General features: G+C 40.4%; 9 protein-coding genes. 2 read left to right on the top strand and 7 right to left on the bottom strand.

The features are described from left to right. Positions 1 to 71: 71 nt before the first annotated feature. From DP117_RS19560 to DP117_RS19550, 3 genes are all read right to left on the bottom strand, one after another. The gene (locus tag DP117_RS19560; protein ID WP_169219939.1) at positions 72 to 2,666 is read right to left on the bottom strand and encodes a DNA translocase FtsK; all 2,595 of its coding nucleotides are present in this window, start codon (positions 2,664 to 2,666) and stop codon (positions 72 to 74) included. A 131-nt stretch (positions 2,667 to 2,797) separates the two neighbouring features. Next, positions 2,798 to 4,870: an ATP-binding protein gene (locus DP117_RS19555; protein ID WP_169219938.1), complete on the bottom strand. Its 2,073-nt coding sequence runs from the start codon at positions 4,868 to 4,870 to the stop codon at positions 2,798 to 2,800. A gap of 11 nt (positions 4,871 to 4,881) precedes the next feature. Next, complete coding sequence (locus DP117_RS19550; protein ID WP_169219937.1) at positions 4,882 to 5,739, bottom strand: transcription factor RcaD; 858 nt, start codon at positions 5,737 to 5,739, stop codon at positions 4,882 to 4,884. Positions 5,740 to 6,094: 355 nt separating this feature from the next. Here DP117_RS19550 and DP117_RS19545 point away from each other — a divergent pair, with 355 nt between their 5' ends. Continuing rightward, the gene (locus DP117_RS19545; protein ID WP_169219936.1) at positions 6,095 to 6,877 is read left to right on the top strand and encodes a hypothetical protein; all 783 of its coding nucleotides are present in this window, start codon (positions 6,095 to 6,097) and stop codon (positions 6,875 to 6,877) included. Between the two features lie 142 nt (positions 6,878 to 7,019). Here the strand turns inward: DP117_RS19545 and DP117_RS19540 are convergent, their stop codons facing one another. Continuing rightward, a complete protein-coding gene (locus DP117_RS19540) occupies positions 7,020 to 7,982 on the bottom strand; it encodes a glycosyltransferase family 2 protein (RefSeq protein WP_169219935.1) in 963 nt (320 codons plus the stop codon). Positions 7,983 to 8,014: 32 nt separating this feature from the next. Beyond that, positions 8,015 to 9,040, bottom strand: a complete 1,026-nt coding sequence (locus DP117_RS19535; RefSeq protein WP_169219934.1) for an Npun_R2821/Npun_R2822 family protein — start codon at positions 9,038 to 9,040, stop codon at positions 8,015 to 8,017. A gap of 137 nt (positions 9,041 to 9,177) precedes the next feature. On the opposite strand from DP117_RS19535, the gene DP117_RS19530 reads away from it, so the two are divergent. Beyond that, positions 9,178 to 10,395: a glycosyltransferase family 4 protein gene (locus DP117_RS19530; protein WP_169219933.1), complete on the top strand. Its 1,218-nt coding sequence runs from the start codon at positions 9,178 to 9,180 to the stop codon at positions 10,393 to 10,395. 109 nt (positions 10,396 to 10,504) lie between these two features. On the opposite strand, the gene DP117_RS19525 is transcribed toward DP117_RS19530, so the two are convergent. Together DP117_RS19525 and hetF are read right to left on the bottom strand one after the other, a co-directional pair. After that, positions 10,505 to 11,668 (bottom strand): serine/threonine-protein kinase, encoded by a 1,164-nt coding sequence (locus tag DP117_RS19525; RefSeq protein WP_169219952.1) that lies wholly within the window; start codon positions 11,666 to 11,668, stop codon positions 10,505 to 10,507. Between the two features lie 539 nt (positions 11,669 to 12,207). Continuing rightward, positions 12,208 to 14,796 (bottom strand): cell division protein HetF, encoded by a 2,589-nt coding sequence (gene hetF / locus DP117_RS19520; RefSeq protein ID WP_169219932.1) that lies wholly within the window; start codon positions 14,794 to 14,796, stop codon positions 12,208 to 12,210. Positions 14,797 to 15,538: the final 742 nt, after the last annotated feature.

Raw genomic sequence — 15,538 nt, 5'->3', positions numbered from 1 at the left:
ATCAATCTTTTCAGGCGAAGAAACCGGGTTTTTTATCCTCGACTCTGATGAATGTACCGGCGCTCTAGTCGTTACGGTAACAAAATATCAGTCGCCAATAAACTCTGCAACCGATCCAATTGAGAACCAATTTGGTAAAGTAAATCGCCTTTCCCTAATAAACGAGCAGCAGCTGTTTGTTTACCTCCCAAAATAATTGCTGAGTCCGCTTCACTAGCAGTTCTCAGCGCAACCCGTCCTGGTAAATTTGAGCGAATAATTGGGGTGACAATACCAGCTTCCGGGCGTTGAGTGGCGATAATCAAATGAATTCCAGCGGCTCTCGCCATTGCACCCAGTCGTTTTATACTTTGTTCTAGAGCTGTGCGAGACTCCTTTTCCGCCATGAAGTCAGCGTATTCATCAAAGATGCAGACAATTCTGGGTAAAGGCTGACGAGAACGTTGATTATAAGTACCTAAATCAGCGCATTTCGCTTTTTCAAACCGCTGATAGCGGGATTCCATTTCTGTGACGAGTTCTTGCATTAATTCAATTGCGCGATCGCTCTCTTTCACAACAGGAGAATACAACCACCGCATCTGCTCAAACTCCGGAAATGTGACTCGTTTAGGATCAACCAAAGCAATTTGCAAATGTGCAGGGGAATAACGCAAGATGAGACTGAGAAGGAGCGATCGCAAAAACTCACTCTTCCCACTCCCAGTTGTCCCCCCCACCAAAAAGTGACACGTATTTGGATCAGACAAATCAGCTTCTATCAGCTGTCCTTCCAAATTTACCCCAACAGCAATTTTTACTGGCGCTGTTGCTGGCAAAACTTGGGATTTTATATAATTCTCAAACTTAGCAACTTGTCTATCGGGACGAGGTAAATCAATACTGACATATCCAGCTTGAGGGGAAATCAGAGGCGGATTGGCTAACCCCAACTGAACCTGCAAATCTGCTGACGACTTCAACAAAGAGTTTACTTTCACACCAAGTTGGGGTTTGAGTTTCACTCGGATAAAAGCAGGACCAACAGCCGCCCCGTGGTAATCTACACTAATACCAAAAGATTGCAGCGTGTTCACTAAATCTTGACCCATGTCATCAACATTATATGATTGCTGATGATTATTTCCCGTCTCCTCATCCTGCTCAACTGTTTCTTGTTGATCCTCTTCGTAGAATGATTCCTCGCCTTGAGACTCTTCCACAAAGTAACTTTGACACTTTTGCTGCTGTGGACAAATTTTGCACAGGTGAGGCTGGGTTGTTAAAGGTGGAGAATTAGGTAATGGTGGTTCCCAAATCAACCATTGACGCATTTGCTGTAATTTATAAGGAATCAACTGATGTACTGTATTTTCCAGTTGTTCCCAGGAATACTGATACTCTTTTAGTTCTGGCAAAACACAGTAAACTGCTGAGTCAACAGCTACTTTTTTCTTTTGCCACAGCATATAACTATAAAGTGCAACTTGAGCTAATTGTGCTGATGGATCGGCTGGTTGATAAGTTTTAAATTCCACCACACAAAGGCGCTTTTTTTCAAAATTGTAGACTAAGCAATCAAATTCTCCTGCTATTCGTTGTTGTGTGTCATCCGGCAGATTAAAGTAGTACTCAAGCTTGCGCTCTTCAGTGATAAAAGTGTCACGAATAAGTGTTTCTGCACTGCAGTAGCGGCGATTGATGATTAGCAATTGGGCAAAGTGTTTGATGAGTCCTTGTAATCCTTGCCAAACTTTGAATAATGCTTGTGCTTGACTTGAATCTTTTTTAAGAGCTTCTTGTAGGTAAGAATAGAACTTGACTTCATAAAAAATCTGTTGCAAACTAGAAGCAATTTCCTCTATCTCTAATTGGGCTGCTGTTGGTTGAAAAAAATCTGTACATTGAGGTTCATGAGAAACAAAATGTACAAAATCATTAGCTAATTGATGAAATGTATTACCAATTCCAACAGCATTTTCTGGTGGCAAAAATAATGTATTGCCTCCAAAGCGCTGATTGAGATAAAATAAGCGTGGGCATTCAAAAGCAACTCGTACTTTTGTAGCGCTTAAAGATAATTGTTCAGATTTTTTTCTTGGTTTTGAACCATTAGCTACCATATCAAAAATACTACTTACAGCATTAGGGTTAGAAATTTCCAATAAGCGACGATGGACAGCAGCCAGATAGACTGTATCCATCGCAGCATAGTTTAGTTGTTTTTGTGTGAGAGGTCGTTTTCCCCAATCGCTTCCCTGTTCTTCTTTATCTACATTAGAGAATTGACAAAGTTCTGTTGCTAAAGTTTTCAGTTGTAGATTAGAGACTTGCAAAACTTCGCGGGTAATTTTTCGGGCTAGCTTCAGCGTGCAGGTAACATTTGGTGCTAGTTTACCTCCGAGATATTTTAAATCAAAGCTGGCGTTGTGAAATACCTTTTCTATTTGGGGATTAACTATAATTTTATTAATAAAATCTGCTGCTAAATCAGGTTGATTCAATACATCAAGGATATAAGCAGAGTCACTTGTTAAGTTTGTCGGTTCAGCTAGAACTTGAATGAGCGACAGTCTAGGATAGTAAGTATCCCAGTCAGCGATTTCTGTATCTAGCCATAGGGTTTTAGCTGAGGCAAATTTGGCTATTTGCGCTCGGATTTCAGTAGCTTGTGTGAGGTATTGCATTGGCTACTCCCTTCCCGCCAAAAGATTACCGATTTTAAAACCGCAGAGGCGCAGAGAACGCAGAGAAAATACGCTTCGCTTGATAGGTGATTTTAGAGTGGGAAGGAAGTAAGATGTCATAAGTTCAAAAATTATTTTTTAGGGATTAAACAAATTAATTGGGCTTCTGGTTTAGCTGTGGGATCGAGAATTTGCACTTGCTTTTCCTGACACAACTGCTGAATTAATTGAGTAATTTGAGATTGACTCAGCATAGGAAACTGACTATGAGCATTTTGGATAAGTATCTCCCGTCCCATAAACTGCTGAGTTGTGACTAAATCTAATACAAATCCTTTAGCTTCTATTTCTTCCTTGAGTGGCTTGACTGACTTACCATTGGTTTTGGCAGTGTCATCTTTACTACGATTCATGTCATCGGTACGCTTAATTACCCCCAAATCTTTTAACAAAGAACAATCATCAAACACCTTAGAGTCACGAATGAAAGCTTGTAAAGCTTTTAATCCGAAAGTTTTTCCTCCAATAACCAAGTCTCCCTCGCGAGCATCTTTAACTAAGTTGTTATAGGTGGCTAGGTAGTGAACAGAGTTGATATCTGGTGTAATGTGACGATGGCGAGAACCTGTAAAAATTTGCGTAAAAAGTTTGTAACCTTTATTCTTTTTATCACCCAATGCTTCCAACCGAATTAGATATAAAGTTAAGGACGGATTGTTCTCAATCACATTTTGGCAGGCTTTCATTATATAGAAGAAGGTAGTCATTTGGTCTTCTGTCCAGACGACTCCTAATTGCTCAGCTTGAACAGATAATTTATAGCCAAGTGAACAATTAGCGAATTGTGTTTTTGTAAATAGAGGAGTCTTAATCTCTTCTGCTTTCAAAGCAGCTAAAGCTTCTTGTAGTATTTGAATAAGTTCAGGTGAAGATAGGTGGCGAATTCGTGTCGTTCGCTGCTGAACTTTTGTAAATTCCTCACGCCATTTCAATTTAAATGCGGCAAGTGATGGCTCAGGTTTTTCAGGCTTTGTTACACCCGGTTGAAACTCACCTTTTTTACCATAAAATAACCATTGTTTGTACTCTTGAAATATATCTCGTCCTAGGATAAGAGCATTTCTAGACTTAGCTTTTTTGCCAGGAAATTCATTTTCTAAATATTCGCGTTGCAAAGGATAAATGGGAGAATTTGGTTGAGGATTTGCTTGACAGTGTAACGAGTAAAGACGAGATGCCAAAATAGATTCTGCTTGCTCTATGCTGATATCTTTTAAATCAACTTTTTTGTCAATACGAGCTTGGTGAGTTTGATCAATCCGAGCCTTGTTATCTTGCCAGGTATTAGTCGTTATGCTGATAATGATTAGAAAGTTGTTGTCTTCATCACGAATTTTTGTATTGACATTGAATAAACTTTGCAAATCAATCGAACCATCGCTTAAGTGGGCAATACTTTCTAGCTGATCGAAACACAACACTATGGGTTGTGTATTAGCAGCAATTCTGCTAAAATTTGCCAGTGTCTCCCGTGCTGCTTCTTCTGTATTAATAGAGTTTTTAACCCGTAAAGCTTGTAGAGACTCTTCACTTAAATCATCTCCTCGCAACCACTCGCAAGCTAAGGGATATAGTTCTGAATTAGTCAGATCGTGCAGTACTCCAAAAAAAATGTCGGCATTATAGATACCTGCTTGCTTGTATATGTCCTTTAGTCTGTTAATAAATTTGCGGCGATCGCTTCGCAGCAAGTCGAAAATATCATCCTTGACAATGCGTTGTTTTATACTGCGTTGCTTGATGGTAGATAACACATTTACAAGCCAAAGCAGCAACTGAGAATCTTGCTCTCCCTCTGGAACTTGCACCAAGCTATCGACTGTGTAGCGCAAAATATGACGCCAGATGTGATCACTTTGAGGAAATGGAGGTATGTAGACAAAAAAAGCTTTGTGATTGAACGCCTTTTTGAGCCTCCCTAACAGATAAGTCTTGCCAGAACCACCATCGCCGTCAAGTATCACAGTTCGCGTACGATGGTCTTTAGTAACTTGATTGAGTGTTGCTTCTATTGCGGCGATCGCTTCTTGATGTATGGAGTCAACCGTGGGTTCTGACTGTTGCTGTTTATGCCAAAAGTTGACAGAGCGAAAGTTATCAAAGGGGTTGGTACTCCTGAGAATAATATCGTCTATGGATGCCATAAGCTTGCTGTTTAGTTTTCCGTAACTTTGATGAAAAATAGAGGACTACCTGAACGCTGGCTAATACCTGCGTTGACTTGCTCCTGGGTATATTCTTGGGCGTGTACAAGCGCTCTCAATTCAATTTGTTCGTTCGCTTGCAGACGATAAAGTGCTTTATCTAATTCTTCCCTTGACATTGGAGGTTGTAACTTTTCTCGCAAATAAAAGATTGGCAAATAATTGTCAGTACCTAGTTCCCGATCCAATTTCCGGATAGTTTCTAAAATTTCTTCGTCAGTCAAATTGATAATTGTTACAGCAGCCGATTCTCCACTGCTAGGTGCTGAAGTAGAGACTTCCTCAGGCTTACTATGTAGAGATTTCCGTAAAAAGCGCAGGTAATTATTCAGCAAATCCAAGCTAATCGTTGCAGCGCCCTTGGGACTATAATCTTCCCGTAAATACTCCAGTGCTCGTTCAGTCAGCCATACCTCAGCTTTAGTCTTTTTGATTTTGGATTCAGCGTCAATCAATCCCCGTTCACTCAGAGTTTTCAATATCTCCTCTTTCTCAGGCGCTTTCAACGACGACATTTTGATTTGGCTAGGGGAGACTTTACCAGCAGCTTTACTTATGTTTTCCAGCACCTTGAGTTCTTTATCTGTGATTGGCAACTGAGCTGGTTCGAGTTTCAATAAAGCGTTACCAGGTGGTAAAATCTTAACTGAGGCAATCTCGCGGGAATAGTCTACTAGTTCGCGATCGCCTAAATTCTGACAAATTCTATCTTTACCCTTAAAAGCTTTAAAACCACTAGCACTAAGGCTTGACCTGTAATTAGGGCATCCTAGTAACTTGAGTAGAAACTTTAATTCATTTGTATCCATACGGATTCTTGCCTGTATTTAAATCAGCACCACTCTAGCCCAAATGGCAATAATTGACACCTTTTTTATCCTAACTAGATTTAGGGTATTTAGGCAGGGTGCGTGTTATCTAAATATCAATACAGATTTGTTAAGTTATGTTCTGCCGACACACTACTATGTAACGCTATGTAACACAAGACTGTCTTCGTGCCTTTGTGACGCTAGATATCTCCTTGGGGAAACCCTGTTGCAGTACTGGCTCGTTTTTGCGTGAGGTATTACCCCATACCTGTTAAAAATATCCGGAAAACAAGTCTCATGAATGGAATAGCGATCTCAGCATCATGAGAAAAGATGCACATCGGGGGCTAATATGGATAGTTTAGAATCGAAAATTATTGATATTTTAAAGCATGGTACTCCTCTAAGAGCAATACACATTGCTAATAAGCTTGGAGTTGAAAGAAGAGAGATAAACCACTACCTATACTCTTCATTGAAGCATTTGGTGGTTCAAGACAGTGACTATAGATGGTTATTGAAAACAAATCATCAAATAAACAATACTCAACGTCCCGCAACTCAAGCGCCAAGTTCTGATACTAAGTCATCACAACCTGCAAGACAAAATAACCTATATAGCTTTACGAAACAAGAGATTAAACAAGATAGTCCAATTCAACCACCAACTTCTCAAACTCCATCATCACAACCTGTTAAGCATGAAAACTTACAGAGATTTCATGAAAAATCTTTTCAGCAAAATGGTCACCCTCAACAATCTCCAACCCCTCAAACGCAATCATCACAACCTGTAAGAAAAACTAATCCTTATGAACTGATTAACAAAGAACTTGCTCAAGCATCTCCAGAAAAGAAAGTAAAAATTTTAGAAAATGCTTTTAGACAAGAGCAATTCAGAGAACTAGAAGATGAGGAGATTAATGCTCTCCAATCAATTTTAGAACAATCTAAGCGTGAAATAGATATAGCCAAGACAGCATATACACAAGGTAAACTCAGCACGCAAAAAAATAATCCTATTGTGATTGCAGCTTTGTCAGTTGCATTAACTCTAGCTACACTTTTCCTTATCAGTCAATTTATACCAAAATCAACTAACCAACCTACTCCAACATTTCCACAAAGTCAGTAAATATAATAATTGCATCTAGCTTATTGCAATCTTATATCATTCGTAAAATTCTCTATTTTCTCTTTTCTTGGCGTCCTATGCGCTAAGGCGCACGCTACGCTAAGGCGACTTGGCGGTTCGTTCAAAAAATAATTTTTACAACTCATTTAGGATTGCTATACCCCTTGACTCTTCTCACCAAACCAAACACCAAAGGACGCAAGCCCACAGGTAACACCGACAACCCCAACCCAATCCACGCCTTAGCAGGAGAAAAAGACTTCCCTGCTAAAACTAACTCTCTTCCTTTTTGCGTTTCACCCTTCTCAATCAACCGTAACCCTAACAATAACTGTGTTTCTGCAAGACGCTGTTGTCTAATTGTCTCCAACTTCTCAGGCTCAAATTGATAACTTTCCAAATACCGTAACTTATCAGATAAATAAGGAATTGCCCTGTCAATACCTTGCTGTTGTGCATGGAAACGATATTCCATTAACAATTCTCGTAGATAATAGCCTTTCTTACCCGCCAAAGCCAGCCGGACAAATAAATCATTATCCTCGCAATTCTGCCAATTAGGCTGCATAAATCCTAATTCTTGTAAGGCGGAACGGCGAAACAATGTAGCACCAATTTGAAAGCTTTGATTCACAAAGACAACTTCCAATAAATTATCAACAACACCCTCTGGTAAATTCGCCCTACCCCAACGACGAGAATTTTCTTGTGTTGTCGTCTCATCTCGGATATTGTTAATATCAATCACCCAGTGGTCAGTTCCAACAAAATCAATACTAAAGTCTTTATCCAGAATTGCAGTGGTACGTGAGAGGAAATCTGAAGTTAACCTGTCATCATCATCAAATTTTATAAAATATTCGCCCGTTGCGGCATCAAACCCAGAGCGCATATTATTACTCTTACCAATATTTCGTGAATGACGGATATATTTGATGCGGCTATCTGTGTACTGCGACATGAGTTTAGCTGTCTCATCCTGAGAACCGTCATCACAAACAATTAATTCAAAATCTTGATAAGTCTGCTGCAGTACGCTTTCAATTGCGAAAGGCAGCAAACTCACACGATTAAAAGTCGGAATACAAACACTGACTTTAGGCATTTTTGAAATAGTAGGGTTGACAAAAGCTAAAGTTAAGAAATAGTTCTTGGAATTCTACTCATAACTTTTTTCATAAATCGATTGGTTTTAACAGGTATACTGGGTGGTTTTAATTGCTGAGGTCTTTTTTCTGGTTGCTTAAGAAATCGATAGTATAAAAATTCATTCTTGTAACGAATATCAACATCTTCACCTTGACACAACCGAGTAAAATCAATAGCAGGATAATTCATGTAATGCAGACGATGAATAGGTTTTAATCCATCTTGGTTGTAGAGAACATTATTGATATTTACAAAAGGGTCAGCGTCAGCACAGTTGCCAGTTTTGTCTTGCCCATTAGGGCTGAGGGTAAAGTTAAAAAGTGGGCGATGCGATCGCAAAGTCATGTAACTAAATAAGTCTGCATCACACCACCAAGACCGCTCATTAATCCAGGTAAACTCCTGGTTTTTCACTAAATACTCTCTTAGTATCTCTAGCTCATCTTTGCCAAAAATTCCCTGCTTTGAACCGAAGAAACTGGAGCAATGTAATAGTGGCCTGACTTGGGATTCTGGCAATGAAATTGCCTTTTCAATCACAGAAAAGTTGAGTGCTGCAACAGGAGTTGACTTGCCATGTTCCCAGTCATCAAACACAAAATCGTAGTCGTCTAGCTTTTCTAAAACCCTATCCAGCGAACTCATTGCTAAACTGTCAGCATCATAAAAGACAAATCGTTCAAACTTGCCATCAAAGGCACACATTTTCCTGAACAAATGACTTTTTTTGTACCACTTTTTAGAGTGTCCTTGATTTAACTGACTAGCTTGGGGATGGGCATTCCAAACTTGATGATAAAAATCTTCCCAGCGTTGTATTGAACTTTTGTTCTCAAACAAGGTGACATTAGGTCGAGAACTAACCTCCAGCTTGACTTGCTCTAGTCTCTCATCATAGGGAATAATACAAATCGGAATTTTTGAGCTAACATTCACTTCAATACTGTTGAGCAGTGCCACTAATTGATTATAAACAATATCATTAGCCAGAGTATAAATACCAAAATCTTCCATCCTGAACTCTTCTTTTTATTTGATTAAAATATAAACAATGAAATGTCTAATTAGTCCAATGATGGCATAAACTGTGAGCATAGGTCATTTTATATGTATCACCATTCTCGTTAGTATGATTCCAAATAATTAAATTTATGAACATTTTAATGTTATCTTCTACATTTCCCTATCCACCTACACGAGGTGGAACTCAAGTCAGGACATTTCATTTACTGAAGTATCTCAGTCAAAGCCATGCTGTCACTTTAGTGACTCAACGAGAGCCTGATGTGACACAGACAGAAATAGTAGAATTACGGGATTGTGTTGATAACTTAGTTCTTTTCAATCGTCCCCAGGACACTAGTACCTCCGGAAGAATACTAAAAAAAATCCAGCGCCTCTATTCTTTTATACAACAAGGGACACCACCAAATGTGTTAAACCGCTACTCAGCCGAGATGCAGACTTGGGTTGATAACTTTGTGCAAGCGGGGAAATGTGATGTTATAACGAGTGAACATAGCGTGAATGAAATTTATGTGCGATCGCACTTTCAAAAACATCTTAGAACTGTAGTCAATATCCATAGTTCAGTCTACGCTACCTGTCGCAACCAGCTAAAAACAGGTATTTCTGAAAAGAAATTTCGAGATAGACTCTATCTACCACTTTTGCGTCGTTATGAACAACGCTACTGCTCTAAATTCTCGGCAATTGTGGTAACAACAGAAGAAGATAAAGTTCAGATGCAAGAATTTCACCCTAACAGTGAAATTAAAGTTATTTCCAATGGTGTAGATTTAGTTTCTTTTCCCAACCGGACTCATGATCCAAGCGGACATCGCATCATTTTTATTGGTGCAATGGATAATTTAGCAAACATTGATGCTGTTTGTTTTTTTAGCAACGAAGTGTTATCAGAAATTCAAAAGCTTTACCCTGATACAACTTTTGATATTGTTGGTTCTCGTCCAGCACCAGAAGTTTTAGTACTCCAAGAAAAACCCGGAATTACTGTTACTGGGCGTGTTCCTTCAATGGTAGATTATTTGCACAAAGCAACCGTTTGCGTTGTACCAATGAGAACGGGATTTGGTATTAAAAATAAAACTTTAGAGGCAATGGCTGCAGGTGTACCAGTCGTAGCAAGTGATCGTGGTTTAGAAGGGCTAGCTGTAGATGGTGTCAATATACCACTCTTGGCATTACGAGCAAATCAGCCTACAGAATATGTGACTGCTATCTGTCAATTGTTTGAAAATTCGCAATTGCGAACACAATTGTCTCGCAACGCCAGACAACTAGTAGAAACGGAATTCACCTGGGATCGCGCAGGTAAACGCTATGAGGAAGTCTTAACTAGATACTGATATATTGATAGTTTTTCGATAGTTTTTCCTTAGTGAGATTTTGAAGCCACCTTCTACACCAGAAACTCATCTAACTCCAGATAGAAATTTTGATTTTATGCTTTATTAGCTATAGTTCTCCTTTTTTATATTTAGCCTTTAATTCTTCCAATTCTTCATCTATTTCACTTTTACTAAAAGACGGCTGGGGTGTTTGTGGCTGAGACTGAAAGTTATTATGACTTTTATGACTTTTGGAATTTCCACCTTGAAGAAAGAGAGTTTTCATTTCCTCTAATTCTATGTCTATTTCAGTGGTTGCTTGATTGGTAGAAACAGGTGTGGAAATAGGTTTTGATCGAGTAACAGGTTTTACTGAAGTTGCGGGTGTTGCAGCTGATTGCTGCTTTTGGTTTAAGTCTTTAAGGACTTCATCTACAGTATGATAACGCCGAACCGGAATGCTTTCTAGCATTTTGTCCAAGATACCACTCAAGTGACGACTCACTGGGCTTGTGAGATATTGTCGCCAAATCCAAGCATCATTATTAATATCGTATAAATCGAAAGGAGAGTGTTGAGTTAACAGATGAACACAGGTAACACCTAAGCTGTATATATCACTGGCAAAAATAGCCTTTCCTCTAATTTGTTCAGGAGCAACATATTCTGGACTACCAATGCTAGTTCCTGTCCGATTTAAAGCTGTGTAGGTGGCTTCTTTTGCTGCACCAAAATCTACTAGAACCAGATTTCCGTTGCTTGATTTCGTGGTTGTACGACGAATAATGTTTTCTGGTTTTATATCTCGGTGAATGACTTGTCTTGCATGACAAAATTGCAGCACTGGCAATAAATCATTTAGCAACTGCCGAATTTGAGTTTCACTAAAAGCACCTTTTTGTTCTAATTCTTGAGCTAAGTTTGGTCCGTCGATAAATTCTTGTACAAGATACTGCCTATCATCTTGAGTAAAATAAGCCAATAGTTCTGGAATTTGGGGATGCTTGCCCAATTCATCCAAGCGCATTGCTTCTTGGGTAAATAACTCTACTGCTTTCTGGACTGTGCTGGTACCTTGAGCTTGGGGGTAGAATTGCTTAATAACGCAGCGTGGTTTGGATGGTTTATCCTCATCTACAGCCAAGAAGGTTCTACCAAAACCACCTTGCCCTATGGGTTTGATGGCATGGTAGCGCTCTTTGAGCAGTAGCTTGGAACCACACGTCTGGCAGAACTTTTCATTATGAATGTTAACAGGCTTGGGGCAATTAGGATTTAAGCAATAGCTCATATGACAAATATGGCTTTCGCGTAGCCTGATATCTTGCAGCATTCTCAACAAGACCCAAAAAAACCGGGTTTGGAGAACCAGAAATTAAGGTTTCTAAGAGCAGGCATTGTCAAGAAACCCGGTTTTTAACTCAGGTGCAAGATCTGAGGTAGCCTTGATATGTCGGTCTACGCTTTTATATGTCTTTATTTTGCCACGTCCAAAGATGATAGGGAATCTTCTTGAAGAAGAAGTCATACGATTTTGGATTTTAGATTTTAGATAGATTATTAGATTTTCGATGATTTGGGTTTCATGCCCTCATATTCCCTATGGAATAAATCTCAAATCGTAAATCCACGCATCCTCTAGCCCCCACGCGCGCGCTGCAAAGCGTCCCACCTTCGGGATACTTAAAAATTCAAAGTATGCCCTAGGTGTACGCTCCGCAAACAAAAATCAAAATAATAGATCTTTTTTTCTCACTGTGCGAATGAGCGAATGTGTTAGTAGCGTGCCGTAGGCAGCGAATTAAGCCAAGGAGTTGACTCCTTTTTTGGTCAATTTTGAAATGTGGAACGCGGACTTTTTTTCTGCTGGAGGAGTGTTTTCCAATCTTGTAAAGTTTTCTCTGTCCAAAGCCAATTTTTCGCCAATTCTTTAATATCAAAATTAACTGGATCGTCTCTGATGATCATTTGACGATACGTGATGGCTTCATTCAGATATTGCCCGCGTTTTCTATCTGATTGATTCTGTGTAGTTTGTGCAGTTTTATACATCCCAAGGGCTAACCCAGCATAAGCTGTTAAAGCATCCCGAGGCAGTGGCTTTGAGGGGGAAAATGTTGTAGGAGAACCAATAGATTGACTCTGTTGCTCTCTAAGGGCTAAAGTCAACGCCTTGAACCAAGAGTCATTTGCTAGGTTAAGATTATCTTCTTCGTAATAAGCAAACCCTAAAGCATTGGTATACAAAACCGAGTCTGGTTGAGCCTGAACTGCACTTTGCCAATAACGACGGGCATCATTAACGCTATATTTCTTGTCTCCTGTCTGGATAGCTTGCCATGCGACTCGTCCTTTGAAGAAATAGACAGATGGATTATCTGCTAACTCTTGGGGAATGGCGTCAAGGGCTGTTTGAGCGTTAGGAAGTACATTACGATTGAGAAGTTCTTCCACAGCCACCAGTCCTGCTTGCAAGTCGCCTTGGCTCAATTTTTCAGTGGCGATCGCACTAACGACTTTAGTTTCAGTCGTTTTAAAATTGACTTGTGGGGTGCTAGGGCTTTGTTGTTGAGACTCAGGAGAAATAAGCGGTATGCCTGCTCGCTTCGACATTTGTTGATGGTGCGACCACCAGTTGAAACCTATAACGAGTGCGATCGCACTGACTCCTACAGCACCTATAACACCCAATAATTTACGTCTTTTGTGTTGTTTCGCTTCGGCTTTTGGTGATGGAGTGGTGGTAGTCTGAGCTAATCGCGAGGCGTTCTCTTGTTGAAAGTCCCACTCTTGTTGACGAGTCAGTTCACTATTGTTTGAGGCTTCGTGATGACCTGCTGGACCAAGCTGTCTACCATAGGATGCGGCTGCACGGACTTCTTCCCACATCCCTACATTGTTTTCCAGCGAAGCTATCTCACCTGAGACTTCTGTTTCGTCAAGATCTTCTTCGGTCAATTGCACAAGTTCAGCCTTCATGGAAGATTGCTCGGATGTCTTTTGTTTATCTAGCTGGCGGAACAGATCCGAAACAATAGCTGAATCTTCTTCATAAGTTGGGTTATCATACTCAATTTCATCAACGAGGTCACCCCAGGTTCCTTCGCCCAGTAAGTCTAGGTCGAAAGAATCCCTTGCTAGAGATAAGGGTAACATATCCTCGACGGGTAAAGACATACCAGCATCGTTTGCCGGATCAGAGTAAATTGTTGCTGTTGTCTTTAAACAGGGATTGTATTCGTTAAATAACTCCTCATTTTGAGGTAAAAATGTTCCTGGGTTGAGATACCCCTCAAATCCTGGCTGGAGATAAAGAATCGGTAATGCCCAATACAGTTGGTGGGAACCATAAGCAGCAATCAATCCCTGGCGCATTCGACTGACACACAAATCCACGGGATACCCTTGAGCAAGGTTCCGATAAAACAATTGTGTCAGCAGCAGTGCGACTTCATCAGGAATACGTTCTGACATCGCCAAAACACTCCTAATACCCCGCTTCACTAAGCTTTCTGTCAAATTGCGTTCGCCTGTGTCTCCTGTTGGGTCAGAGGAAGTTGCTGCGTATGTTCCCAGGCAGGAGTTAAACACTGCCATTTGGATGTTATTGTTGACCAACAAGCCTGCTAAGTCGTCACCACTTAGGGTTTCCCTTAGACCAGTTCTGCCGCTGACTAGATAAATTTCTCCACCATTATGACCTATGTTACTATGACCAGAGTAATGTAGAACGTGATATCGTCCTTGTTCTAAGGCTTGTGTCAGTTCTTCCCGCCCTGGTTGTTCCAACACAGTTAGTTCTATGTGTGGCAGATAGTTGTCACTTTCGCCACGCTGAAGTTCGGCTTGGAGTTTGATGGCTTCTTGTTTGAGGAGATCTAAACGTGCGAGGTCTGTGGGAGAAGCGATTGTCATTAACACTTTTAGCCCACCTTCTTCTGCTGGTGCTGGCACACTTGCTGGCGGTAAACGAGATGTTCCGCCAATTCCACTTTGGTAGCGAGAAAAAGCGATATATGGTCCTGTGGCAATTGGGCGATCGCCTGCGTGCATGACTTCCCAAGGAAGACGTGCTAACCTTGTATCTTTTAGTCCTAATCGCAAACGCAATACTTGTTGGTGGTTCTGGGCTATTCCTTGCGCCGTAATCCAACTATCTCTGAGAGTGCCTTGAAACAGTGCGTTGTAAAGTTGCTGACCTAACGCCACCAAGTTGACGGAGTTTCTTGCTAGAGCATCTCCTTGCAGCACCGACTTCAACGGGTCATTCATCAAATGTCCCGCAGCCGTCAACCAATCAGCTACAGGCCAAGTCACCAGTTCTTCTGCTAATGGCACCCCAGGCGCGACTTGTTCCGTCCGCACCAAGTAGTCATTTTGCCCTACTGGGGTTACGGAAATGTGAAATTCCTGGGTCACAACTGCTCCTGTTTGCCTCCTAAATCTGGTTTGAAACCCGAAAGTTTCAAGTCAATGTTTTGCTTCTTCTGATACCTTAGATGCATGCTGGTATTGATTGGTTTCTGATTCACGCTGTTTTGCTCATCAGCTCTTGGCTACAAGCATTCATAATCCACGTTCAGAATTCATGCTCTATCCTCCACGATGAGGTTATGAGTCTAAGTGTAAAAAGCGTTGACTTGTGGGGTATCGCAGAGAAAAAATTCTTTTTTCATAAAACTACATCCCATAGATTGAGTTCTTCTACAATTTTGAATTCGGAACCAATCTCCTTTCATAACTTTATCCGGATCTTGTTCGTTTCGCCCAGAACATTCTTACTGGTAGATGCACCTTGATATTCAACTCCCATGTAGGCTAACACCCTTTGGGAGTTTTTTTTTGCATTTTACTGATTTCGTTCTAAGGTTAGAAGTAGGGGGAGTTAAAAGTGTAAAGGAAAATAATTTCCCTACGCCTGTTGTTCAAATTCATTTTCTCCTGATAACTCAATACGCTTTAGATAAGCCGTTTTTCTCCCCTGTGCTTCAAGAGCTTGCTTCAAAAAACCACTTTCCTTCGTATTAGCTCCCCGTGGGTATTCGTTGCTATAAAGCTGACTAAATTTTTATGTGTTAAACCCCGTGGCGGGAAAATCGCCCAAATGTGAACTGCTATACAAAAATTACAATTTTTCATCGAAAATTTGGGTAGAAACCCC

Source organism: Brasilonema sp. UFV-L1 (genome assembly GCF_012912105.1).
Lineage (GTDB): Bacteria > Cyanobacteriota > Cyanobacteriia > Cyanobacteriales > Nostocaceae > Brasilonema.
This window is presented reverse-complemented; position numbering and strand designations above follow the sequence as displayed.